26 protein-coding genes are annotated in these 23,701 nt (G+C 65.4%); 9 read left to right on the top strand and 17 right to left on the bottom strand.

What is annotated here, in order from left to right:
- Window positions 1–75 precede the first annotated feature (75 nt).
- From QRQ56_RS36105 to uvrC, 9 genes are all read right to left on the bottom strand, one after another.
- The gene (locus tag QRQ56_RS36105; protein WP_438746357.1) at window positions 76–930 is read right to left on the bottom strand and encodes a TIGR01459 family HAD-type hydrolase; all 855 of its coding nucleotides are present in this window, start codon (window positions 928–930) and stop codon (window positions 76–78) included.
- A gap of 15 nt (window positions 931–945) precedes the next feature.
- A complete protein-coding gene (locus tag QRQ56_RS36100) occupies window positions 946–2,502 on the bottom strand; it encodes an EAL domain-containing protein (RefSeq protein ID WP_438746355.1) in 1,557 nt (518 codons plus the stop codon).
- Window positions 2,503–2,664: 162 nt separating this feature from the next.
- Window positions 2,665–3,795 (bottom strand): YihY/virulence factor BrkB family protein, encoded by a 1,131-nt coding sequence (locus QRQ56_RS36095; RefSeq protein WP_438746353.1) that lies wholly within the window; start codon window positions 3,793–3,795, stop codon window positions 2,665–2,667.
- Entirely contained in the window at window positions 3,795–4,382 is a 588-nt protein-coding gene (locus tag QRQ56_RS36090; protein WP_438746352.1) for a phage holin family protein, read from the bottom strand. Before QRQ56_RS36090 ends, QRQ56_RS36095 begins: the two co-directional genes overlap by 1 nt.
- Window positions 4,383–4,473: 91 nt before the next feature.
- Complete coding sequence (gene prmB, locus QRQ56_RS36085; RefSeq protein ID WP_438746351.1) at window positions 4,474–5,433, bottom strand: 50S ribosomal protein L3 N(5)-glutamine methyltransferase; 960 nt, start codon at window positions 5,431–5,433, stop codon at window positions 4,474–4,476.
- Window positions 5,433–5,915, bottom strand: coding sequence for a molybdenum cofactor biosynthesis protein MoaE (locus QRQ56_RS36080; protein ID WP_438746349.1), 483 nt, complete (start codon window positions 5,913–5,915; stop codon window positions 5,433–5,435). Before QRQ56_RS36080 ends, prmB begins: the two co-directional genes overlap by 1 nt.
- A 3-nt stretch (window positions 5,916–5,918) precedes the next feature.
- On the bottom strand, window positions 5,919–6,170 hold the full coding sequence (gene moaD, locus QRQ56_RS36075; RefSeq protein ID WP_438746348.1) for a molybdopterin converting factor subunit 1: 252 nt from the start codon (window positions 6,168–6,170) through the stop codon (window positions 5,919–5,921).
- On the bottom strand, window positions 6,167–6,784 hold the full coding sequence (gene pgsA / locus QRQ56_RS36070; RefSeq protein WP_438746346.1) for a CDP-diacylglycerol--glycerol-3-phosphate 3-phosphatidyltransferase: 618 nt from the start codon (window positions 6,782–6,784) through the stop codon (window positions 6,167–6,169). Before pgsA ends, moaD begins: the two co-directional genes overlap by 4 nt.
- Window positions 6,785–6,881: 97 nt before the next feature.
- Entirely contained in the window at window positions 6,882–8,921 is a 2,040-nt protein-coding gene (gene uvrC, locus QRQ56_RS36065; protein WP_438746344.1) for an excinuclease ABC subunit UvrC, read from the bottom strand.
- Window positions 8,922–9,172: 251 nt separating this feature from the next.
- Here uvrC and QRQ56_RS36060 point away from each other — a divergent pair, with 251 nt between their 5' ends.
- Complete coding sequence (locus QRQ56_RS36060; protein ID WP_438746343.1) at window positions 9,173–9,796, top strand: outer membrane protein; 624 nt, start codon at window positions 9,173–9,175, stop codon at window positions 9,794–9,796.
- Window positions 9,797–9,894: 98 nt separating this feature from the next.
- Here QRQ56_RS36060 and QRQ56_RS36055 read toward each other — a convergent pair whose 3' ends face one another.
- The 4 genes from QRQ56_RS36055 to QRQ56_RS36040 all read right to left on the bottom strand — a co-directional run bounded on the left by QRQ56_RS36055 (window position 9,895) and on the right by QRQ56_RS36040 (window position 12,633).
- Window positions 9,895–10,110, bottom strand: coding sequence for a cold-shock protein (locus QRQ56_RS36055; protein ID WP_008544396.1), 216 nt, complete (start codon window positions 10,108–10,110; stop codon window positions 9,895–9,897).
- 266 nt (window positions 10,111–10,376) lie between these two features.
- The gene (locus tag QRQ56_RS36050) at window positions 10,377–11,237 is read right to left on the bottom strand and encodes a 23S rRNA (adenine(2030)-N(6))-methyltransferase RlmJ (RefSeq protein ID WP_438746342.1); all 861 of its coding nucleotides are present in this window, start codon (window positions 11,235–11,237) and stop codon (window positions 10,377–10,379) included.
- A 123-nt stretch (window positions 11,238–11,360) separates the two neighbouring features.
- Window positions 11,361–12,053, bottom strand: coding sequence for a ribonuclease T2 family protein (locus QRQ56_RS36045; protein WP_438746341.1), 693 nt, complete (start codon window positions 12,051–12,053; stop codon window positions 11,361–11,363).
- A gap of 118 nt (window positions 12,054–12,171) precedes the next feature.
- Window positions 12,172–12,633, bottom strand: coding sequence for a hypothetical protein (locus QRQ56_RS36040; RefSeq protein WP_438746340.1), 462 nt, complete (start codon window positions 12,631–12,633; stop codon window positions 12,172–12,174).
- A 185-nt stretch (window positions 12,634–12,818) separates the two neighbouring features.
- On the opposite strand from QRQ56_RS36040, the gene QRQ56_RS36035 reads away from it, so the two are divergent.
- A complete protein-coding gene (locus QRQ56_RS36035) occupies window positions 12,819–13,118 on the top strand; it encodes a hypothetical protein (RefSeq protein WP_438746339.1) in 300 nt (99 codons plus the stop codon).
- Between the two features lie 59 nt (window positions 13,119–13,177).
- The gene (locus QRQ56_RS36030; protein WP_438746337.1) at window positions 13,178–13,708 is read left to right on the top strand and encodes a DUF3617 domain-containing protein; all 531 of its coding nucleotides are present in this window, start codon (window positions 13,178–13,180) and stop codon (window positions 13,706–13,708) included.
- 169 nt (window positions 13,709–13,877) lie between these two features.
- On the opposite strand, the gene QRQ56_RS36025 is transcribed toward QRQ56_RS36030, so the two are convergent.
- Genes QRQ56_RS36025 through QRQ56_RS36015 form a run of 3 tightly spaced genes read right to left on the bottom strand, consistent with a single transcriptional unit; the run spans window position 13,878 to window position 16,556 of the window.
- Entirely contained in the window at window positions 13,878–15,266 is a 1,389-nt protein-coding gene (locus QRQ56_RS36025) for an ATP-binding protein (protein WP_438746335.1), read from the bottom strand.
- A 19-nt stretch (window positions 15,267–15,285) separates the two neighbouring features.
- Window positions 15,286–16,017, bottom strand: coding sequence for a response regulator (locus tag QRQ56_RS36020; protein WP_438746333.1), 732 nt, complete (start codon window positions 16,015–16,017; stop codon window positions 15,286–15,288).
- Window positions 16,014–16,556 carry a MarR family winged helix-turn-helix transcriptional regulator gene (locus QRQ56_RS36015; RefSeq protein ID WP_438746331.1) on the bottom strand — a complete coding sequence of 181 codons (543 nt, stop codon included), beginning with the start codon at window positions 16,554–16,556 and terminating at the stop codon, window positions 16,014–16,016. Before QRQ56_RS36015 ends, QRQ56_RS36020 begins: the two co-directional genes overlap by 4 nt.
- Window positions 16,557–16,894: 338 nt before the next feature.
- Between QRQ56_RS36015 and QRQ56_RS36010 the strand changes: the two genes are divergently transcribed.
- From QRQ56_RS36010 to QRQ56_RS35985, 6 genes are all read left to right on the top strand, one after another.
- Window positions 16,895–17,977, top strand: a complete 1,083-nt coding sequence (locus tag QRQ56_RS36010; RefSeq protein WP_438746330.1) for a branched-chain amino acid aminotransferase — start codon at window positions 16,895–16,897, stop codon at window positions 17,975–17,977.
- A 121-nt stretch (window positions 17,978–18,098) separates the two neighbouring features.
- Window positions 18,099–18,989, top strand: a complete 891-nt coding sequence (locus QRQ56_RS36005) for a branched-chain amino acid aminotransferase (RefSeq protein WP_438746328.1) — start codon at window positions 18,099–18,101, stop codon at window positions 18,987–18,989.
- 161 nt (window positions 18,990–19,150) lie between these two features.
- On the top strand, window positions 19,151–19,675 hold the full coding sequence (locus QRQ56_RS36000) for a YegJ family protein (RefSeq protein ID WP_438746326.1): 525 nt from the start codon (window positions 19,151–19,153) through the stop codon (window positions 19,673–19,675).
- 207 nt (window positions 19,676–19,882) lie between these two features.
- Window positions 19,883–21,403 (top strand): histidine--tRNA ligase, encoded by a 1,521-nt coding sequence (gene hisS, locus QRQ56_RS35995; protein WP_438746324.1) that lies wholly within the window; start codon window positions 19,883–19,885, stop codon window positions 21,401–21,403.
- 55 nt (window positions 21,404–21,458) lie between these two features.
- Window positions 21,459–21,725 (top strand): tautomerase family protein, encoded by a 267-nt coding sequence (locus tag QRQ56_RS35990; RefSeq protein ID WP_438746322.1) that lies wholly within the window; start codon window positions 21,459–21,461, stop codon window positions 21,723–21,725.
- A 191-nt stretch (window positions 21,726–21,916) separates the two neighbouring features.
- A complete protein-coding gene (locus QRQ56_RS35985; RefSeq protein WP_438746321.1) occupies window positions 21,917–22,309 on the top strand; it encodes a thioesterase family protein in 393 nt (130 codons plus the stop codon).
- A 7-nt stretch (window positions 22,310–22,316) separates the two neighbouring features.
- Here QRQ56_RS35985 and QRQ56_RS35980 read toward each other — a convergent pair whose 3' ends face one another.
- Window positions 22,317–23,678 carry an NAD(P)H-dependent oxidoreductase gene (locus QRQ56_RS35980; RefSeq protein WP_438746320.1) on the bottom strand — a complete coding sequence of 454 codons (1,362 nt, stop codon included), beginning with the start codon at window positions 23,676–23,678 and terminating at the stop codon, window positions 22,317–22,319.
- Window positions 23,679–23,701 lie beyond the last annotated feature (23 nt).

The following is a 23,701-nucleotide window of genomic DNA, read 5'->3' as shown; positions in this document are numbered from 1 at the left end:
CCGGGCTTTTTGCGTTGGGGGTCGTCATTCCGGAGCGGTGCCGCATACTGCCCGGACTGACGGAAAGCTACGCCATCACCACTTCAATTCGCGCATCAAGGCTTTCGGCGGGTGGCCGAACAGCTCCATCACCGATTTCGGGTCGAGCTGGTCGAGGCCCTCGAACTCCTCGGCATGGATGCCGCGGGTCACGAACAGGCAGTCGATGCCGAATTCGCGCGCGCCGGTGAGATCGGTGCGGACGGAATCGCCGATCGCCAGCACCTTTTTCCGGTCGATCTGGTGGCCCTGGCGCTCGCCGGCGAGCGCCATTGCGCGCTCGTAGATCGGCCGGTGCGGCTTGCCGTAGAAGATCACCTCGCCGCCGAGCTCGCGATAGAGCTCCGCGATGGCGCCGGCGCAATAGATCAGCCGGTCGCCGCGTTCCACCACGATGTCGGGGTTGGCGCAGATCAGCGTCAGCTTGCGCTCGCGCGCCTTGAGCATCATGCCGCGATAGTCTTCCGCCGTCTCGGTCTCGTCGTCATAGAGGCCGGTGCAGACGATGAAGTCGGCCTCTTCCAGCGGCGCGGTCGTCGCGTCGAGGCCGCGATAGATCGAATTGTCGCGCTCGGGCCCGAGCCAGAACATCTTGCTTCCGGGATGCTCGGCGACATAGTGCCGCGTCAGGTCGCCCGACGAGACGATCGCGTCATAGGTCTCGTCTGCAACGCCGAGCTTGCGCAATTGCCGCTGCACGCTGTCGGCCGGGCGCGGCGCGTTGGTGATCAAGATCACCGTACCGCCGCGACTGCGATAGGTGTGCAGCGCCTCGCAGGCTTCGGGGAAGGATTCGAGGCCGTTGTGAACGACGCCCCAGATGTCGCTGAGCACGACATCCACACCGCCCACGAGCTCGCGCAGGCTTTCGGCGAAATGCAGCGTGGTCATGATTCTCGGCGCCAATCAGATGCGGCGCGCGAGCGCGGCGTTACCGGTGATGCGTTGGGCCGAAGGAGCGGCTGAGGTCGTGCCAGATATCGCGACAGACGTCGTGCCAGATGTCGTGCCTTGGCCGGGGGTAGCGGAGCCATTGGATCCCTGAATGTCCTGCGCCTGGTTCGGCGAGGCCCCGCCGGTAGCAGATGCCCCTTCCGGCCGCAATGGCCGGGGCGGCGCGAACAGGAACCCCTGGCCGAACCGCACGTCGTAGTCGAGCAGATCGACCACTGCGCGCTCGCCTTCGATCCGCTCGGCGATCAGGTCGATGCCGAAGCGGCCGAGCAGGTCGGAGAGATCCGAGGGGTGGATGTCCGAGGCCGAGGCCTGCCTGGGGTCGAGCAGCAGGGAGGCGGGCACCTTGATGAAGCGCACGCCGCGGTCGGCCAGTTCGCGCGGCTCGATCCTGAGATCCGTGACATGGTCGATCGAGAAGCGGAAGCCGCGCTGGGCCAGTGCGGCGAGATTCTCGGTCTCGGCCGGGCCGAGGTTGCGGAACGTCGATTGCTTGAACTCCAGCACCAGCGAGGGCGCCAGCGCCCGGTTGGCTTCGAGGAAGTCGAGGCATTGCGCGAAGGTGGTGGAATTGCCGAGCGTGGACGCGGCGACGTTGCAGAACACGCCGACGTCCTTGTTGCGCACCATCAGGCGCCGCAGCACCTGCACGCAGCGCAGCATCACCATGTTGTCGATGCGCCCGATCAGGCCGGACGCTTCCGCTATGCTGATGAACTCCTCGGCGGCGATCAGCTGGTCGCGCTCGTCGCGCAGGCGCGTCACCGCCTCGTAGAACCGCACCTTGCGCTGCGGCAACGTCACCATCGGCTGCAGGAAGATGTCGATGCGGTTCTCGTCGATGGCATTGCGCAGCGTCGCCAGCAATTGCGTCTGGTTGCGTCCGGCGGCCGTCTGAACCGGGAGGACGGTCTGGGCCTGGGGCGGCGCGGGCCGCGGCTGCGCTACCGGAGGCGTGGAGGGCACGGGAAGCGGTGGAGGGGCGACCGCCAGTTCCTCGAACGGCGCAGCCAGATCGACCAGCGCTTCGGGCTCGGATCTGAGTTCCTGCCTGAGCTCCTGTCTGGGCTCAGAGCTGGCGACCTGTGCGGGAGCCGGCGCGGCGCCGGCCAGCAGGTCCTCATGGGTCGATACGGTGGTCGCGAGCTGCCTGACCAGTCCGCCGAGCTCGTTGATTTCGCCGACCACCGACTGGATGCGGTCGGAGTTGGTTGAATTGGACGAGGCGATGCGTCCCTCGATCGCCGCCAGCCGGCGGCCGAACTCGGCCACCTGGCGGGCGAGGTCGGCGGTGCCGCGCGAGAGATCGGCGATCTGGCCGCCGACGTCGCTACGGTCGCGCAGCCGCATCGAGACCGCATTGTAGAGGATCAGGAAGGTCAGCGCGGTCAGCGCCACGATCGCGGATTCGGTTCCGCTGATGCCGGCGACGGCGTAGAGGGCAAGCCCGAGCGAGGCCGCGACCAGAACCATGCAGATGGCGATGAAGATCGTCGAAATGCGAATCATGCCGCGCGTTACGCCTCAAGAGCTGACAGTCTCACCCGGGAAAACACGGGCCTCTGTGCGATCCCGTCACGCCTCATGCTCCCCCAAGCTGCATGACCCTAGCATCATTGTTGATTCGAGGGGATAGCGCCGCGCGCCTCGCGCGTTCAGGCCGGCGTCATGTCAGGACGGCGCGGCGGCACCGACGGTGTCGGCGGAGACGGCCTCGCGGGTGCCGAGCGGCTTGGGCTGTCCGGTGGTCGTGTCCTTCAGCGTCTGCCGTTCGATCTCCGAATTCAGCTCGGCGCCGAACATGATGACGATCGCCGACATCCACATCCAGGTCATCAGGCCGATCGCTGCGCCGAGCGAGCCGTAGGTCGCGTTGTAATTGGCGAATTTCGAGAGATAGAAGGACAGCAGCGCCGAGCCGGCGATCCAGAGGATGGCGGCGGCCAACGCGCCGAGGCTCAGCCATTGCCAGCGCGGCGCGTCGCGGCTGGGCGCCAAGCGGTAGAGAACGGCGAGCGCCGCCAGCAGAATGAGGAACATCAGCGGCCATCGTGCCAGGGCCACGATCAGCTTGCTTTCGGGCGCCATGCCGAGATGATCGAGCGCCAGCGGGAAGGCGACGACGACCCCCACCATCAGCAAGAGAGCTGCGATGCCGCCGATCGTGAAGGCCAGCGACACCAGATTGAGCTTGATGAAGCCGCGCTTCTCGCGCTCCTCATAGGCGACATTCAGGGCATCGAAGATCGATTTGACCCCGGCATTGGCGCTCCAGATCGCAAGGACGAGGCCGAACAGGAAGGTGGCACCGAGGGTGGTGTTGCCGTTCGAGACCACGCGCGCGACCTGATCCTCGACGATCTGGAACGACCCCTGCGGCAGCAGGGTCGCCAGCGTCTGCAGATTGGCGCTGATCGTCGCGGGATCGGCGAACAGGCCGTAGGAGGAGACCAGTGCCGTGACCGCCGGAAAGATCGCGAGCAGCCCGAAGAACACGACGCCGCCCGCCGTTGCGAGCAGGCGATCGTCGTCGATGCGCTGATAGGTGCGCCAGAAGATATCCTTCCAGCCCGCCCAGGGGATCTCGAACGGGCTCTTGGCGCTGCGGCCATGGCCGGGCTGCACGGCGGCGTGCGCGGGATGTGTTTCCGGCGAATTCGCCTCGCCGTTACGGTGGTCCTGCGGCGGCCCCGAACCGATCAAGCCGGTGTCCTGGAAGTAGCGCTCCGCCGTCAGTACAAAGACCGCGGTCGCCGCTACCAGTAGCCAGGAGTCGATCTGATCGGAGCGCCGGACCAGCATCAGGCATCCAATCGATGGCTCTGACGCCTGCGGCGCGCCGCCGTGAACCCCGCCAGTCCAATGGCTGCGAGCATCAGGCCAAGCTGCACGGGACGGTTGGTGCGCGCTGGCGAGGCTCTGGCGCCACGACGGCGGTCGCCCGGTGCGAGCGGCGCCAGGGGAATCGCGGTCGCGACCTCCTTCACCGCCTCCTTGACCGTTCCGCGCGGAATTCGCGGGGTCGCGATGGCAACGCGCAGACGGCTGGTGAGTGGCACGATCGGCCTGTTTTTACGCTTCATCTGGGCTGATGCCACGCCGGCACAGATCGCGGCCAGCACCAGCAGCACCGCGCCGACGGCACCAAAGCCCCAGAACTGCCCGTAAGTGATGGCGACCCAGCGGTACAGCGCGATCAGCCCGACGAAGCAGGCCGCGACCGCGAACAGGCCCGCGGCCGCAAACAGCCCGCCCGCCACGGCATAGGACGTTACCTTGCCCGTGGCGTGGCTGGTCTGGTCGCGCAGATAGGATTGCGCGGCACGTTTGACGTGATTGAGCTTCAGCGCCATGCCGGCGCGCAGCAATTCGCCCGATGGCGCGAGCATACGGACATCCTCCGAGAGCAAGAAAAGTCGTTCGCGGAGATGAACGTGGCGGAAATTGACTTGTTCCGCCGGAGCGGCAGGCTGCGACGGATCAGGCGAGGTCGGCCGCCGAAATCCAGAACACCTCGCCCTCGGAATCCTCGGTGTCGAGCCAGAGCAGCGGCAGTTCCGGGAAGGCTTCGTCGACCAGGTCGCGGCCGCGGCCGATCTCGCAGATCAGCCCGCCATCCGGCGTCAGATGAGCGGGGGCCTCGGCCAGGATGCGGCGGACCACGTCGAGGCCGTCGGCGCCGCCGTCGAAGGCGAGCTTGGGTTCGGCCCGGCACTCGGGCGGCAGCGCGGCCATGCCTTCCGCGTCGACATAGGGCGGATTGGTGATGATCAAATCGTACCTGATATCGCCGAGCGGGGCGAACAGGTCGCCGCGATGCAGCGTGATCCGTTCATCGAGCCCGTATTCCTCGACATTGCGCCTGGCGACTTCGAGCGCGCCCTTGGAGATGTCGACGGCATCGATCGCCGCATACGGGAAATGATGGGCGGCTAGGATCGCAAGGCAGCCCGATCCCGTGCAGAGATCGAGCACGCGCTCGACCGCCGTGGGATCGTCGATCAACGTTCCCGCGCCTTCTTCGCCGCCGAAATGCGAATCCAAGAGCTCGCCGATGAAGGAGCGCGGAACGATGACGCGCTCGTCCACATAGAAGGGCAGGCCGCGCATGTAGACCTTGTTGACGAGATAGGCGGCCGGTTTGCGCGTGGTGACGCGTTGATGGATCAGGTTGAGGATGGTCTTGCCTTCCGCGATCGTCACGCGCGCGTGGGCAAAGCTCTCGAACTGGTCGGGATTGAGGTGCAGGGCCTCGCTGACCAGAAAGGCCGCTTCCGCGACCGGGTCGGTCGTGCCATGGGCAAAGGCGAGCTTGGCTTCGACGAAGCGGCTCACCGCATAGCGCACGAAATCGAGCAGCGTGAGAAGCTCGCCGCTTCCCACCTTCGCGAGCTTGGGCGCCGCGCGACCGCGTGTCGTCTTCTTCGCAACTCTTGCCATCAGGATTTGGTCCAGCGTGCGGCGGCCTCGTCGTCACGGGCATGGGCCTCGACCCAGCCGGTGCCGGTGGCGCTCTCTTCCTTCTTCCAGAACGGGGCACTGGTCTTGAGGTAATCCATCAGGAACTCGGCGGCCTGGAATGCGGCCTGGCGGTGCTGCGACGCCGTCAGCACCAGCACGATGTTCTGGCCCGGCATGAAGCGGCCGACGCGATGGATCACCGTGACGCCGTTGAGCGGCCAGCGCGAAATGGCCTCGTCCGCATGACGCCTGATCTCGTCCTCGGCCATCCCAGGATAATGCTCGAGCGTGAGCGCCGCGACCTTGGCGCTGTCATCGTCAGCGCGGCAGATGCCGGAGAAGCTCACCACCGCGCCAATGTCGGTACGGCTCTTGGTGAGGACCGCGATCTCGCGCGCGATGTCGAAATCGTCTTCCTGAATGCGGATGGCGACGGGGCAGGGGGTGACATGGGACGTCATGGACTAGCCGCCGGTCATCGGCGGGAAGAACGCGATCTCGCGGGCGCCGGCGATCGCGGCGTCCGATTTGACGTGGGTGTGGTCGATCGCCGTGCGGATCACCTTCGGCTTCTCGAACGCATAGGCATAAGCCTCGCTCTGGCCCGACAGCCAGGCGATCAGTTCCTCGACGGTGCGCACCGTCGAGGGCGGCTCGATCGTCTCCTCGGCCTTGCCGACGCGCTCGCGCACCCAGGCGAAATATTTCACCTTCATCCCTCGTCCTCCTTGATGAGGTGATGGATGCCGGCGCGGAAGTAATCATAGCCGGTGTAGATGGTCACGATCGCCGAGGCCCACAGCAGCACGAGGCCGATCATCGAAACGATTGGCACGACCTCGTCGCCGGCGGGTCCCGCGAGCAGGAAGCCGATCGCGACGAGCTGGACCGTGGTCTTCCACTTCGCAAGCTTGGTGACGGGCACGCTGACCCGGAGCGCGGCAAGGTATTCGCGCAGGCCCGAGACCAGGATCTCGCGGCACAGGATCACGATGGCGGCCCACAGCGACCAGCCATGGATGATGCCGTCGGCGGCCAGCATCAAGAGGCACGAGGCGACCAGCAGCTTGTCGGCGATCGGATCGAGCATCCGGCCGAAGGCCGATTGCTGATTCCAGATTCGCGCATAATAGCCGTCGAGGTAATCGGTGACCGCGGCCGCGATGAAGATGGCGACCGCGACCCAGCGCAACCAAAGCGGCTGGTCCAGAATCGACTGGGCGTAGATGCACCCGACCACGACCGGGATCGCGGCGATCCGGCCATAGGTCAGGAGGTTCGGGAGGGACATCGCGCGGCTGGTCGTCCCTCGTGTCGTGGCGATGTTCATCCGTCCTACCAATACCGCTCGTGCCTGAAGGTCAACCGTTCCGCTCCCTAGATGGGGTGCGTGATGCAACGACCATATGACCGCAGCCCCCTTTAATTCATCCCGGCTGGGGATGGAAATAGTCGAAAATCCTGCGGGCGCTTTCGGCGCTCACCCCCGGAACCTTGCCGAGATCGGCGATCGAGGCGCGTTCGATCTCCTTCAGGGTCCCGAAATGGTGCAGCAAGGCGCGTTTGCGTGACGGGCCGATGCCCGGAATCTCCTGCAAACCCGCCTCGCGGATGTCCTTCTTGCGCAGCTTGCGGTGCGAGCCGATGACAAAGCGGTGGGCCTCGTCGCGCAGGCGCTGGATGAAATAGAGCACGGGGTCGCGCGGCTCCAGCTTGATGGCCTCGCGTTCCGGCATGAACAGGGTCTCGCGGCCGGCGTCCCGGTCCGGCCCCTTGGCGACCGACATCAGCGACACCTGGGTCAGGCCGAGATTCGTAAAGATCTCGCGGACGGCGTTGAGCTGGCCGCGGCCGCCGTCGATGATAACGAGGTCGGGCCATTGCGGGAAATCGTCGTCCTTGGCCTTGGCACCGTCCTCCGGCGGATTGATCAGGCGCTTGAAACGGCGTTCCAGTACCTCGCGCATCATGGCGAAGTCGTCGCCCGGCGTGATCCCTTCCGACTTGATGTTGAACTTGCGGTACTGGTTCTTCACGAAACCATCGGGGCCGGCGACGATCATGGCGCCGACCGCATTGGTGCCCTGGATGTGGCTGTTGTCGTAGACCTCGATGCGCTTGGGCGGATGCGGCAGGTTCAGCGTCGTCGCCATGGCGTCGAGCAGGCGGCTTTGCGTGGCGGTATCGGCGAGCTTGCGGCCGAGCGCCTCGCGCGCATTGGTGAGCGCGTGAGCGACCAGCTCCTTCTTCTCGCCGCGCTTGGGCGTAAGGACCTCGACCTTGTGGCCGGCCTTGATCGCCAGCGCATTGGCGAGCAGCTCGCTCTCCTCGATCTCGTGCGAGAGCAGGATGACCTTCGGCGGCGGCTTGTCGTCGTAGAACTGGGCGAGGAACGAGCCCAGCACCTCTTCCGGGGTGAATGACTTCTCCGCGCGCGGAAAATAGGCGCGGTTGCCCCAGTTCTGGCCGGTGCGGAAGAAGAACACTTCCACGCAGAAGAAGCCGCCCTCCTGGTGGACGGCGAACACGTCGGCTTCCTCCACCGTACGCGGATTGATGCCCTGCTGCGACTGGATCGCCGAGAGCGCAGCGAGGCGGTCGCGGTAAAGCGCGGCGCGCTCGAACTCGAGCTCACCCGCGGCCTTCTCCATCTCGCCGGCGAGTTCCTGCTTCACCGCATGGCTCTTGCCGGACAGGAAGTCGCTCGCCTCGCGCACCAGCGTCGTATAGCCGCCGAAGTCGATTTCGCGGGTGCAGGGGCCGGCGCAGCGACGGATCTGGTAGAGCAGGCAGGGCCTGGTGCGGCTCTCGAAGAAAGAATCGGTGCAGGAGCGGATCAGGAACGCGCGCTGCAGGGCCGTGATGGTGCGGTTGACCGCGCCGGCGGAAGCGAATGGCCCGAAATAGCGCCCGGGCCGGCTCTGGGCGCCGCGATGCTTGAGGATCTGCGGTGCCCAATGGTCGCCGCTGATCAGGATGTAGGGGAACGACTTGTCGTCGCGGAGCTGCACGTTGAAGCGCGGCCGCAGCTGCTTGATGAGGTTGGCTTCCAGCAGCAGCGCTTCGGTCTCGGTGTTGGTCGAGACGATCTCCACCGTCACCGTGGCGGCGATCATGCGCAGGATGCGGGCGGGCAGCGGCGCGCTTTGCCGGGCGTAGCTGGACAGGCGCTTTTTGACGTTCTTGGCCTTGCCGACATAGAGCACGTCGGCATTGGCGCTGAGCATGCGATAGACGCCGGGCGAGGTCGGGGCGAGCCGGACCGCGCGCTCGATCGCCTCATGGCCGGTCGCCAGCGGCTCCTCGCCGACCGTGCCGCTCTCTTCGAGGATGTCGGGCAGCCGCGAATCGTCCTCGTCGTCGGCGGTCGCCGTGGCGGGATCGAAGTCGGGCGGCGCGTCGCTGGCCGCGGTCCGCGGCGCTTTGCGCGCGCGGTCGTCCGGATCGTCGGTGGAATCGTGAACCATGGAGCGAATTTAGGCGCTGGGGGAGCCGATTTGAAGTTCCGGCGCTGCCGCACGCACAGGACGGCGGCGCAGTTCCCGGTAACGCATCCTTAAGTCTGTTAACAGCGCGGTAACCCCGCTTAACAGCCCTTTAACTTAAAACTCTCGATAAATCTTACGCGAAAAAGTGGTGGTTCCGTAACCATGCGGTTCGCCTCGCGCGGCGGTGCGGGCGCTGCATCCGGGGACGGCAGTTGCGTTGGAGTTAAGTGATGAAGAGGCTCGTTGTGGGCGCAGCCGCGTTGGTTGCAGCCGGCTGGACAGCTTCGGCAGATGCCGCCGACATGAATTACGGGCAGCGCGCCCCCTATACCGTCAACCAGCCGCTCAATGCGTATAGCTGGGCCGGTCCCTATCTCGGCGGCAACATCGGCTACGAGTGGGGCTCGGTGGACAACAATCCCTCCAAGCCCTCGGGCTTCGTCGGCGGCGTGCAGGCCGGCTACAATTTCCAGAACGGCCCGTTCGTGTTCGGTGTCGAAGGCGACATCCAGGCCGCCGGCGCCGACGACACCTTCGCGCCGTGGAAGTTCTCCAATCCGTGGTTCGGTACCCTGCGCGGCCGCGCCGGCTATGCCTTCAACAACGTGCTGTTCTACGGCACCGCCGGCCTCGCCTTCGGCGAGCTGCGCGCGCAGACCTTCGGCTGGTCGGAATCGCACACGACCGCCGGCTGGACCATCGGCGCAGGTGCGGAAGTCGGCCTCACACCGAACTGGAGCGCCAAGTTGGAATATCTCTACATCGACCTGTCGACGACCCAGTTCGCAATTACGGGCGTGTCAAACGGCTATAGCGCCAGCGTTGTGCGCGCAGGCGTGAACTATCGCTTCTGATAGCTGAAGAAGAAACTACCGGACAACAACCTCCCGGCCGCTCGCGGCCGGGATTTTTTTGCGCGAAATATTGCGCCGAATGTTGCGCGTCGGGCCCGCTAAGACAGGATGACGAGATTGACCGCCTTTGGTCCCTTCCCCTTCTTGTCGGGTTCGACTTCGAAAGTAATGCGCTGTCCTTCCGCAAGGTCCTTCAGTCCGGCCCGCTCCACAGCAGTAATATGCACGAAGACGTCGCGGCCGCCGTCGTCAGGCTTGATGAATCCGTAGCCGCGTTCGCCGTTGAAAAACTTAACCGTTCCCGTCATGGCCATCGGGAAACTCCCCCTCATTGCTCCTCCGCCGCGACGCAGACACACGTCGCGACATGACCGGGCGTTACGGAGCCCGGGAGAGCTGGCCATCCTTGGGCGGACCTGAGCGGTCCGGCCGGATCTTTCTTAGGCCTTCACTCCGCCGCAACCATTCGCGGAAGCGGAACGTAAAGCCAGTCACGAAAACAGCATAATACGGTTCTCTGCGGATTGACTACCGCTCCTGCATATTTTTCCCAAGAATGCCGGAGTGTTACGGCCTCTCGCTAGAGCTTGGGGACCTCCAATCGGAATCTGGCAGCGCCGCCCTGGCCGAGCGGCATCTCCAGCTCGGGCAGGATGGTCTTGAGTTCGCCCTGCAGCGTGTAGGGCGGATTGACGATCAAGAGCCCGGTGGAGGCCAGCGCTCCGCCCTCGAGCTGGGGCGCGACGCTGAACTCGAGGCGCAGACAATTTCCCGGTGGTTTTGCTGCGGCTGCGAGCCGCGCCACGGTCTGCGCCAGCAGCTCGGTGGCGCGCCGGCTCTTGGCCGGATACCAGATGAGGTAGATGCCGGTCGGCCATTTCGCGAAGGCCGTGGCGAAGGCATCGCCCAGCCGTTCGAACTCGTCCTTTGCCTCGAACGGCGGATCGATCAGCACGAGGCCACGCCGCTCCTTTGGCGGCACGAAGGCCGGCAGCGCCACCCAGCCGTCGAGATCGACCACGCGGGCCTGCTCGTCGCGGCGCAGCGCGCCGATCAACGCTTTCCGTGCCTTCGGCTCGAGCTCGCAGGCGACGAGGCGGTCCTGTGGCCGGAGCAGGCCGCGCGCGATCAGCGGCGAACCCGGATACGCCTTGAGCTCCCCCTTCGGATTGAAGGCGCGGACGATGTCGAGATAGGGTTTTGCCAGCGCCACGCTTTCGTTCGAGAGCCGGGCCTGCATCAGCCGCGCGATGCCGGTCAGCCATTCGCCGCTCCGGCGCGCCTCGTCGCTGTCGAGATCGTAGAGGCCGGCGCCGGCATGGGTGTCGATGACGCGGAACGCCGCCGGCTTGTCCTGCAGATAGGTGATGATGCGCGCCAGCACGATGTGCTTGATGACATCGGCGAAGCTGCCGGCGTGGAAGGCGTGGCGGTAATTCATGGGAATAGGACTACGTTGTCTTGCGCGATCCTAACCCCTTGTCATTGCGAGCGCAGCGAAGCAATCCAGAAATGCGTCCGCGGAGGCACTCTGGATTGCTTCGCTGCGCTCGCAATGACGGAGCTAGCCGCCCCTGATCGGCGGCATCGTCACCTGGTCGCGGCGGCAGGCGCGGCGGTCGGTTTCCTCGCAGGCGCGGAACTGCAGGTCCTTGCTGAGGCAGATGCGGACCTCGGACAGCCGGGTCCGGTTGCAGGTGACCGAGACGGCGGCATTGCTCAGCCCCGGATTGGCCTTGATGAAGGCCTCCTCCACCTCCGCCGGCGACACGGTCTTGGCTTGCGACAGATCGAGATATTCGGCGGGAATCTTGATCGCGGCGCGCGCCTTGCGGATCGTCTCGAAATAGCTGCGACCCTCGAGGCCCGAGCAGGTGCCGTGCTTGTCCCATTCGTTGAAGATCAGGCCCGGCGCCGGCATCAGATCGAGCATCGAGGAGACGATGTTGCGGTTCAGCCGGGGCGATGGGCGCTGGCAATATTCCGGGAAGCCGTTCTCATATTGCGGCCACAGCCCATGCACGACGAAAGCGTAGGGCCGCCCGCTGCACTGGATCTGGGAGCGTCCGCCCCGCTCGGCGGCCTCCTCGCAGAACGAAGGCGACCACGACAGCGACAGCACATAGAAATCGAACGCGCCCGGCGCGTTCTGCCGCTTGTCCTGGGCCTTGGCGCCGCCGGCGAGAGTGGCGAGCCCGGCGGCGAGGGCCAGCGAGATCATCAGGCGGCAGAACGGACGCAATCTGGAATGAAACATGGCGACGCCCCTCAACTAGACTGTGCAGGGAAGCCTAGCAGGCGATAGGAACATTTCAAGAACAAAATTCGAGCGAGCGCCGTCCGGCCGGTTGATCGGCCGAAATCCGGTCTTCGAATCAGGGCTTGGCGGCGCGGCAGGCCGGGTTGTAGGCCCAGTTGCGATCGAGCCCGACCACGCACCACTCGACGCCGTTGCCGTAGCCGGCGAAGCCGCCATCCTCGATCAGCGAGTAATGCACCTTGCGCATCTTGCCGTCGTTGAGCATGGCGTCAGCGGTGCAATAGCGGCGCGGAATGTTGTCGGACTGCCAGGGCCGGAACGCGGTCTCGCGCACGGCGGAGAAGCCGGTGATCTTCAACGAGGAATTCCAGAACGTGCTTTCCTTTTCCCAGAACTGGGTGGCGATGGTCGGCAGCGCCCTGTCACAATCGGCGACGGTCCCGTCGTAGCGCGGCCCGCTCAGCCAGAAGTTCAATTCGAGCGGGTTGGCGGCCCTGGCCTCGCCGAGCGACATCGCCCCGAACAGGAGGCCGAGCAAAGCGGCAAAGCGGAGCGATTTCGGGGAGGAGGCGCGCATGGTCAATCCGGACGGCTGAAGTCTAGCGAAGGCCGGACGGTGCCGCGAAGGCCGGGGTAGGTCAAGTGCAGCGCGGCAACACTTCGCCAGGAGTTGACCACAACGTCGCAGTCGGCAGGGCATCGGTTCTTTTCACTTCCAGTCCGGCACCGTAAACTGGCGGCCAATCAATTGGAGTGACGGGAATGCGAATCATTGCGGCCGCGGGCCTTCTTGCGAGCCTGGTTGCCTCGGGTCTGACGGCGAGCCAGCCGGCGCGTGCCGACTATGTGCCGCCGTTCAAGGGCAATGACACCGGCGGCATCATCGCCTATTCGATGGCCACCCAGGTCGATGCCCGTCAGGTCGCGGTCGATCACTGCGCGCGCTACGGCAAGGTGGTCAAATTCCTCGCCGTGCAGGCCTATGAGGGCGGTTACATCTCGTTCTCCTGCCGCTGGGTGCCGTACGGCGCCGCCGAGCAGCCGATCCGCACGCTGTACTGAGACCCATCGTATCAGAGCGCTCAAATAGCGCCGCCATCTCGCAGCCGGGAGATTCCCACATGACGCGCAAACTCGCTTTGCTCGGCTCAAGCCTTTGCCTCGTCCTGTCGGCAGGCAGCGCCAGCGCCGAAGATCTGCCCGTGCGCAAGGCCGGCCTCTGGGAATTGAAGATGGTTCGCACCGGCGGGCCGGTGCCAGAGATGACCATGCAGCACTGCACCGACGAGACCGTCGACAAGGAGATGAACAACAACGTCTCCCCGATGGCCAAGCAGATCTGCTCCAAGCAGGACGTCAAGAAGACCGCGGCCGGCTATGTCAGCGATTCCGAGTGCAGCGTCGCCGGCATCAGCACGACCTCGCATGCCGAGATCACGGGCGATTTCAACTCGGCCTATACGGTGAAGACCACCTCGCACGCGCAGGGCGGCGCCGCAGGTGCCGCGGGCCGCGACACCGCGATGACTCTCGAAGCGAAATGGCTCGGCGCCTGCAAGCCGGAGCAGAAGCCCGGCGACATCGTGATGCCGGGCGGCTTCAAGATGAACGTGCGCGACATGGACAAGCTGAAGGCGCTGCTGCCGAAGTAGGCCTCTTTCCCTCTCCCCTTGTGGGAGAGGGTGGCTCGCCGCGAAGCGGCGAGACGGGTGAGGGGTCTCTCTCCGGGTGCGGCACTCTTGCTTTTGAATTTGCCGAAGCAACCCCTCATCCGGCGCTTCGCGCCACCTTCTCCCCACAGGGGGAGAAGGGAAGAGCCACCTACACCGGTATCCTCACGCTCGCCCTCAATCCCCCCATCGGGCTGTCGCCCAGCGTGATGTCGCCGCCATGCGAGCGGGCGATGTCGCGGGCGATGGCGAGGCCAAGGCCGGTGCCGCCTTCGTCCTGGTTGCGGGCGTTGTCCAGCCGCAGGAACGGCTTGAACACTTCTTCGCGCAAATGCGTGGGAATGCCGGGGCCGTCGTCGTCAACCGTCACGGTCAAATAACGGTGATCGCGCTGTCCGGTGATGGCGATGCTCTTGCCGTAGCGCGCCGCGTTGGTGACGAGGTTGGCGAGGCAGCGCTTGAACGAGGCCGGCTTCACCGTCACCACGGGCAGGCCGTGGAATGCGACGGTCGCGGTATGGCCGTGACGCTCGGCGTCGCCGCGCAGCTCCTCAAGTGCCTGCGCCATGTCGGTCGGCTGCGACTGCTCGCCGGAATCGCCGCGGGCAAAGGCGAGGTAGTCCTCGAGCATCATCGACATCTCGTCGACGTCCTTGCGCATCCCGTCGAGCTCGGGGCTGTCGCCGATCAGCGCCAGCTCGAGCTTGAAGCGGGTCAGGATGGTGCGCAGATCGTGGCTGACGCCGGCGAGCATCGCGGTGCGTTGCTCCATCGTGCGCTCGATGCGCGACTTCATCTCGAGGAAGGCAATCGAGGCGCGCCGCACCTCGCGCGCGCCGCGCGGGCGGAAGTTCGGGGCTTCGCGGCCCTTGCCGAAGCTTTCGGCGGCGTCCGCGAGCCGCAGGATCGGCTTGATCTGGTTCCGCAGGAACAGCACCGCGACGATCAGGAGGATCGACGACGTGCCGACCATCCAGAACAGGAAGATCTCCGAGTTCGAAGCATAGGCGGCGCTGCGCTGCGCGAACACGCGCATCACGGCATCGTCGAGCTGGATGCGGATCTCGACGAGATTGGAGCGGCCGACCGTGTCGATCCAGAACGAGCGGCCGATCTGGCGGCCGAGCTGCACCGACAGCGTCTGGTCGAGCAGCGAGAAGAACGGCTTTGGTCCCGGCGGCGGCATGTCGCCGGCGGGCAGGAAGTCGACCACGAGGCCGAGGCGCTGCTGCGCGATGCGGCGGATCTCGTTGCGGTCCTTGTCCTGCGGATAGCCCTTGTAGACGTCGATCAGCGCGGCGATGTCCTGCACCACGGCGGCCGACAGGCGGCGCGTCACCGTGTTCCAGTGCCGCTCCATGAACACGAAGGCGACGACCGACTGAAGGATCACCATCGGCACGATCATGATGAGGAGCGCGCGGGCATAGAGGCCGGTCGGCATCCAGCCCTTGAATGCGTTGCCCATCCAGCCATTGACGGCGGAGACGCGGCCGGCGGCGCTTCGGAGCAGCGTCAGGCCGGTATCGATCGTGCTCATCTGGCGCGCTTCACTTGCGTTATGGCGAGGCCACCAGCCGGTAGCCGATGCCGCGCACCGCCTGCAGGAACAGCGGATTGGCGGGGTCGGTCTCGATCTTGCGCCGGAGGCGGTTGATCTGCACGTCGACGGCGCGCTCGTTGACGCTGCCATTTCCGGTCAGCGCGCTGCGCGGCACGGTCTCGCCCGGCGTCTCCGAGAGGATGCGCAGCATCTCGCGCTCGCGGTCGGTGAGGTGGATGACCTCCTCGCCCTGGCGCAGCTCGCCGCGATCGAGGTGATAGATGTAGGGACCGAAGGCGATCTTCTCGACGGTCGTGGCCTGCGGCGGCGGAGCGGCGCGCTTGAGAATGTTGTTGATGCGCAGCGCCAGCTCGCGCGGCTCGAACGGTTTTGCCACGTAGTCGTCGGCGCCGATCTGCAGGCCCTCGATGCGGGCCTCCGCCTCGTGCCGCGCCGTCAGCATCACGATCGGCACCGAGGAGGATGTGCGGATGAAGCGGGCGAGATCGAAGCCGGTCTCGCCGGGCATCATCACGTCGAGGATCAGCAAGTCGAAATGCAGGCCCAGCAATTTCGACCTTGCATCGCCGGCGCTGGCGGCGGTGGTGACGCGGTAGCCTTCGGCCGCGAGGAAGCGCGAGAGCAGGTCGCGGATGCGGCGGTCGTCGTCGACCAGCAGCAGATGGGGCGCGTCATCGGCCGGGCGAGCCGGCGGGCGGGCGAGAGTGGCAGCGAGCGGCACAATCACTCCTTGGTGTCTTGATTGACGGACGCGAAGATCGTCTCGAGCACCTTGTCCGGATCGTCGCGGTCGATCATCGCGCGCAGGAAGCGCTTCACCGTCTCGGCATCCTGCGGGCTCATCTCGGCGAGTGCCTTGGTGATCCGCGTGGTCTGCAGGCCTGCGAGCTTCTGCACCAGCGCCTCGCCCTTCGGCGTCGCGTAGAGCAGCCGCTGGCGGCGATCATTGTCGCCGGTCTTCTGCACGATGTAGCCCTCGTCCAGCAGCTGCTTGAGCACGCGGCCGAGCGATTGCTTGGTGATGCGCAGGACGTCGAGCAGGTCGGCGACCTTGAGGCCGGGATAGCGATAGACGAAATGCATGACCCGGTGATGGGCCCGGCCGAAGCCGAAAGCCTCCAGCTCCTGGTCGGGATCGCCGACGAAATCGCGATAGGCGAAGAACAGCAGCTCGATGATATCCCAGCGCAAATTGCCTCCATCGCCTGCGGCCGGCCTGGATCCGGCAGCTTCCTGAGAGGACGTCGCGAAATTTATGTCAGGCATATTGACGTATCTTGGGTTCAATGTTACAAAACGATCAGCCCGCACGAAATTTTAGATCGTATCGCGTCGGGTGGCGTCGAAGCATGGCGGCCGGAGAAAGCCGGACAGGCGACGACGGCCGGATCAGATCTACCGTGCGATTGTCGAGCGGCATTTCGGCAAAACATACTGGACTTCCGCCTTCCGCAAAAGCATGTCCTGCCCGACATGCTGGCCACGGAAACCGGCCGTAACAAGGCTGGCGGTGGTTCGGCCAGAAACCAATCAAGCCAGCCGGGCCCGGAAGCGGGCAGGCGGGCGCCAGAACAGCGCCGCCATCGGCAGCGGGAGCCAAGGACATGAGCATGAAATTCGACATCCAGCCCGCATCCAATCCGACATCCGAAAAAGACCGTGTCGCCAAGCTGGTCGATCCCGGCTTCGGACGGGTCTTCACCGACCACATGGCCATCGTCCGCTACAACCAGGCCAAGGGTGGCTGGTTCGAGGCGAAGATCGAGGCGCGCGCCAACTTCCAGATGGATCCGGCCGGCGCCGTCCTGCACTACGCCCAGGAGATCTTCGAAGGCCTCAAGGCCTACAAGCGCGACGACGGCGGCGTGAACCTGTTCCGGCCCGACGCCAATGCCCGGCGCTTCAGGGACTCCGCTGACCGCATGGCGATGGCGCAGATCCCGGAGGACGTATTCATCGAGGCGGTCGAGCAGGTCGTGCGCATCGACCGCGCGTGGATGCCGGGCGGCGAGGGCAGCCTTTATCTGCGGCCCTTCATGATCGCGAGCGAGACCTTCCTCGGCGTGAAGCCGTCGTCCGAATACATCTTCGCGGTGATCGCCTCGCCGGTCGGCTCCTACTTCAAGGGCGGACCCGCCCCGGTGTCGATCTGGGTCTCCGAGAACTACACGCGCGCTGCGGTCGGCGGCACCGGCGCCGTCAAGTGCGGCGGCAATTATGCCGCGAGCCTGCGCGCCCAGGCCGAAGCGATCCAGCACGGCTGCGATCAGGTCGTCTTCCTCGATGCGGTCGAGCGCAAGTACGTTGAGGAACTCGGCGGCATGAACGTGTTCTTCGTGTTCGACGACGGCTCGCTGCTGACGCCGCCGCTCGGCACCATTCTGCCCGGCATCACCCGCGACTCCATCATCGCGCTGGCGAAGGATGCCGGCAAGACTGTGCGCGAGGAGCCTTACTCGATCGATCAGTGGCGCAAGGACGCGGCGAGCGGTAAGCTGAAGGAAGCGTTTGCCTGCGGCACCGCCGCCGTCATCTCGCCGATCGGCAAGGTGCGCTCGGTGAGCGGCGATTTCGAGATCTCGGGCGGCGCCGCCGGCCCCGTCGCCATGGGCCTGCGCAAGCAGCTCGTCGACATCCAGTACGGTCGCACCAACGATCCGCACAACTGGATCCGCAAGGTCCTGTAACCGGCGGCGGAGTTTTTCCGCCGCGCCCCAAGACACACGCGATACGTCCCCTAGCCCCGGAGCTGACGCTCCGGGCACGGGCCGGCGCGTGCCCATTGCCAGCAACCCGGGAGAAGCGACCATGGGAGTTTCGTTCGACAAGCTCGACGGCGTGATCTGGTTCGACGGCAAGCTCGTGCCGTGGCAGGAGGCCAATGTGCACGTGCTGACCCACGGCCTGCATTATGCAAGCTGCGTGTTCGAGGGTGAGCGGGCCTATGACGGCACGGTGTTCAGAAGCACCGAGCACTCCTTGCGGCTGAAGGCTTCGGCCAACATCCTGGACTTCGAGATTCCCTATTCGGTTGCCGAGATCGATGCCGCCAAGCAACTCGTGGTCGACCGGAACGATCTGCCGAACGCCTATTTGCGCCCGGTCGCCTGGCGCGGCTCGGAGATGTTGGGCGTTGCGGCGTCCAATAATTTCATTCACCTCGCCATCGCCGCCTGGGACTGGCCGAGCTATTTCGATCCGGCCGTGAAGCTCAGGGGCATCCGTATGGATCTCGCCGACTACCGGCGGCCCGATCCGCGCACGGCGCCGGCGCTCGCCAAGGCCTCCGGCCTCTACATGATCTGCACCATCTCCAAGCACCGCGCCGAACGGAAGGGCTATACCGACGCGATGATGCTGGACTGGGAGGGCCGCGTTGCCGAATGCACGGCAGCCAACATCTTCTTCGCGCAGGACGGCAAGCTCCACACGCCGATCGCCGATTGCTTCCTGCCCGGCATCACGCGGGCGACGGTGATCGAGCTCGCGGGCCGACGCGGCATCGAGGTGGTGGAGCGGCGCATCATGCCGGAGGAGCTCGCGGGATTTTCCGAGTGCTTCATCACGGGGACGGCGGCCGAAGTGACGCCGGTTGCCGAAATCGCGCAGTGGCGCTTCAAGCCAGGCGCGATCTGCGAGGTGCTCATGACGGACTTTGCCGCCGAGGTGCAGCCGAAGGGCCGGCAGGCGGCTGCGTAAGGCTCGGTCCGCAAGGTTATTTGATCAATGGCGAATGCATGTCTCCTCTCCCGCGCGGAGAGGGGAAACGCGCAACGGCTGTGGCCTATTGCGCACTGAACGCGCTGCTGCCGACATGCGACAAAGCCAGGACACGTTGAGGCATCCTGGACATCGCAGACATGGCAACAAAACTCTCCCAACCCATGAAATGGGCCGTTCTCGCCGCCATCACCGGCATCTCCGTCTTCGGCATCCTGACCATCGGCCCGACGCAGGAAGTCGTGGCGGAAGACCGCTCGCCGATCGTCGACGTGCGCACCAGCGATCCCGAAATGAATGCCGCGATCGCACGCGCCCGCGGCACGCTGCCGACCTTCTGGGCCTCCTATGCATCGCCGAAGCCGTCGGAGGAAGGCCATTCCCTGAAGGTGCGCTTCAATACCCGCAAGGGCGGCGAGCACATCTGGATCGCCGAGGTGAAGAAGCTGCCGAACGGAGGCTATTCGGGCTTTTTCGCCAACCAGCCGCGGGACCTGCCCGGCAAGCGGGCAGGCGACAAGGTCGAGTTCGCCGAAGCCGACATCTCGGACTGGATGTTCATGCGCAATGGCAAGATTGTCGGCGGCGAAACCATCAAGCCGACGCTGAAATCGCTGCCGAAGGCGGATGCCGATGCCCTGAGGGCGCGGATGGAGCAGCCGTAGGCGCTTTCTTCCTTCTCCCCTTGTGGGAGAAGGTGGCGCGAAGCGCCGGATGAGGGGTCTGCCTCCGCGAATTCCCAAAACAGTTGGATTCGCGGATAGAACCCCTCACCCGTCTCGCCGCTACCGCGGCGAGCCACCCTCTCCCACAAGGGGCGAGGGGAAAAGGCACCGGTTGCCGCCTCGCGCCGCGGCTGGTAAACGCCGCGCATGGCCGAGAAACCCAAAAAACCCCAGAAGTTGAAGGCGCGCCTGCCGCGCGGGCTCGAGGATCGCGATCCCGCCGCGATCCGGGCGACGCGCGAGATGGTCGAGAAGATCCGCGCCGTCTACGAGCTCTACGGCTTCGAGCCGGTGGAGACGCCGGCGATGGAATATACCGACGCGCTCGGCAAGTTCCTGCCCGACCAGGACCGCCCCAACGAGGGCGTGTTCTCGTTCCAGGACGACGACGAGCAGTGGATCAGCCTGCGCTACGATCTGACCGCGCCGCTCGCCCGCTATGTCGGCGAGCGCTACGGCACCGATGCGCTGGTCCTGCCCTATCGCAGCTATCGCGTCGGCTACGTCTTCCGCAACGAGAAGCCCGGTCCCGGCCGCTTCCGCCAGTTCATGCAGTTCGATGCCGACACGGTCGGCTCGGCGACGCCGGCGGCGGATGCCGAGATCTGCATGATGGCTGCGGACACGATGGAGGCGCTCGGCATCGCGCGCGGCTCCTATGTCGTAAAGGTCAACAACCGCAAAGTGCTCGACGGCGTGCTCGAGGCGATCGGCCTTGGTGGCGAGGAGAATGCGGGCCGCAGGCTGACCGTGCTGCGCGCGATCGACAAGCTCGACAAGTTTTCCGCCGACGAGGTGCGCAAGCTGCTCGGTCCCGGACGATGGGATGGCGGCGAGGAAGGCAAGGGCGACTTCACCAAGGGCGCCAACTTAAGCGCCGCCGAAGCCGACGTCGTTCTCGCCATCACTAGGCCGCGCGACGATTGGAAAGAGGCGATCGCCGCGGCGGAAACCTATCTCGCCAAGAGCGAAGTCGGTCAGGCCGGCGTGAGCGAGCTGGAAGAGATTGCCAAGCTGGTGACGGCATCCGGTTATGGTGCGGACCGCATCAAGATCGATCCGTCCGTCGTGCGCGGCCTCGAATATTACACCGGCCCCGTCTACGAGGTCGAACTGCTGCTGGAGACCAAGGACGAGAAGGGGCGCCCGGTGCGCTTCGGCTCGGTCGGCGGGGGCGGACGTTACGATGGCCTCGTCTCGCGCTTCCGCGGCGAGCCGGTGCCGGCGACAGGTTTCTCGATCGGCGTGTCCAGGCTGCAGGCTGCGCTGACGCTGCTCGGCAAGCTCGACACGCGCCCCGAGTTCGGCCCCGTCGTCGTCACCGTGTTCGACCGCGACCGTGTCGCCGATTACCAGAAGATGGTGGCGTCCTTGCGCAGCGCCGGCATCCGCGCCGAGCTCTATCTCGGCAATCCCAAAAACATGGGCAACCAGCTCAAATACGCCGATCGCCGCCACTCACCTTGCGTCATCATCCAGGGCTCGGATGAAAAGGCGCGCGGCGAGCTGCAGATCAAGGACCTGATCGAGGGCGCGAAAGCTGCGGCCGCGATCGCCTCCAACCAGGAATGGCGCGAGAGCCGGCCGGCGCAATTCTCGTGCAGCGAAGCCGATCTCGTCGCGAAGGTGCGCGAGGTCCTGGCCCGCCATGACGTGAGCTGGGGCTAGCCATTCGCTGGGATCGTCATGCCCGGGCTTGTCCCGGGCATCCACGTCCTGTTTGATGGATAAGAACGTGGATGGCCGGGACAAGCCCGGCCATGACGACAACAGCAGGGAGAGAACAATGCCTGAGATCACCGTCAGCATGGCCGAAGGCCGCACCGACGAGCAGAAGGCCGGCATGATGCGCGACATCACGCAGGCACTCGTCAAGAATCTCGGCGTCGACGCCGATGCCGTCGTCATCCAGATCAACGAAGCCCCGCTCCGCCACAAGATGAAGGGCGGCAAGACCTTTGTGGAGCGTGCGGCGGCGGCGAAGAAGTAGCCACTCGCGGTACGACATCCATCGCCGTTGCAGCAATCACGGCTGTCGTCCCCGCGAAGGCGGGGACCCATAACCACTGGGAGTGGTTATCTGGCGAAGCGATCACTCCGAGTCCCCGTAACCACGACGCCCTGTGGTTATGGGTCCCGGATCTGCGCTTCGCTTGTCCGGGACGACATCGAGCAAGCATCATGGACGCACGCGACTTCATCAAAGTAGGCATGAGCGCCGAGCGCACGCTCGTGGTGCCGGTGGAGCGCACGGTTGGGCATTTCGTGCCCGGCATGCCCATGGTCTATGCGACGCCGATGATGATCCTGGAAATGGAGATGACCTCGGGCGATGCGATCCGCGCCGCGCTCCAGCCGGGCTGGGTCACGGTCGGCACCGAGGTCGACATCCGCCATCTCGCCGCCGCCCTCGTCGGCGCAACAGTGCGGACCACTGCGAAGGTCGTCGCGGTCGAGCGCCGCGTCATCCGCTTCGAGGTCGAGGCGTTCGAGGGCTCGCGAAAACTCGGCGAGGGCCGCCACGCGCGCGGGCTCGTCAATGTCGCGATGTTCAACAAGCGACTCGGAGCGTAGCTTCGCTTCAGCCCGCCTTCCGCGCTCCCGGCGACGTATAGAACGCTTCCTGTTCTTTCCGGATACGCACGGCAGGCAGCGTCTCGTCGATCGCCACGTCGGCCCAGCTGATGCAGGCATCCTTTGCGACAGCCCTGGTCAATCGCACATTGTGGGCAAGCCCGAGCGGCAGATAACCCTTTGCAATTGACGTGCTGGCCGGCGTCAGCTTGCCGAAAACCGTATAGCCGCCTTCTCCGTCCAGCGTATCTCCCGCGCGCAAATCCTTCTTGGCCGTGGCCGCAACATCGGCGTTGAACGTGGTTGCGACTCCCGTCGCCTCCTTGCGCAGAGCGATCGAGGCGACGGAAATGCCGAGCTCGAGACCAATGAGGTGCCACTTCTTGTAGGAGCTCATGTAGCGGCCGCTGGGATCGGTGACGACGCTGTATTCCTGGAAGCAATTGCGGATGTACTCGCTGTCGCCTTCGAAGCAGACCCAGACGCCCTTGCGGATGTCGTTGGGAATCGGCTTGCCCTCTGCTGTCAGGCAGGACACGACTTCGACCTGGCCCTTGGCTTCCAGCACGCCGCCTTCGGAGCGGGGGCGCATCAGCGTCGGGATGTCGTCGACCGATCCCGGCGGGAATGCGAGGCCTTGCGAGGGGGCCTGCAGCCCGGTCGCGTTGGCGATCGCGGCGGATTCGATCGCCGGCTTCGAGCCGTCGAGGAATGCGTTGAACATCTTTGGATTCATGCCGCCGCGCGCGGCTTGCTCGGCGGTGAGTCCCCAATGATCCCAGACCGTTTCGGGCGTGGACTCCCGATAGTGCGGAAGCCATTTGTGGCCGCGGCCCGCGGCGACGACCGGGAAACCGCAGGCCCGCGCCCAATCGACGAGGTCGCAGGCCAGCGCCGGCTGATCGCCATAGGCGAGGCTGTAGATCACACCGGCCTGCCTTGCCCGCTGTGCGAGGATCGGTCCGCAAAAGGCATCGGCCTCGACGGTCACGTTGACGACCGCCTTGCCCGCGGAAAAGGCGCCGAGGCAGTGTTCGACTGCGGCGACGGGATTGCCGGTGCACTCGGCGATCAGCTCGATGCCGTCGCACTTCAGCAGGGCTTCCCAATCGTCGGTCAGGAAGGTCGTGCCGTTCGTGAGGGCGTCTTCCAGCGAGGTCGCTGCGAATTGCTCGGACCGCCAGCCAACCCGGTTCAGGTTTTCGCGCGCGCGCGCCGGTGACAGGTCCGCAATCCCGACGAGATGGACGCCCGGCGTGCGCAGAACCTGATGAAGGTACATTGCACCGAATTTGCCGGCCCCGATCAGCCCGATCCTGATGGGACGACCTTCGGCCTGTCGTTCGAGAAGTTTCGCGTAGAGGTTCACGCTTCCTCTCCCTGTCGGCAACA

Source organism: Bradyrhizobium sp. U531 (assembly GCF_051710265.1).
Taxonomy (GTDB): domain Bacteria; phylum Pseudomonadota; class Alphaproteobacteria; order Rhizobiales; family Xanthobacteraceae; genus Bradyrhizobium.
Note: the sequence above shows the minus strand (reverse complement) of the source record. Positions and strands in the feature narration are given on the sequence as shown.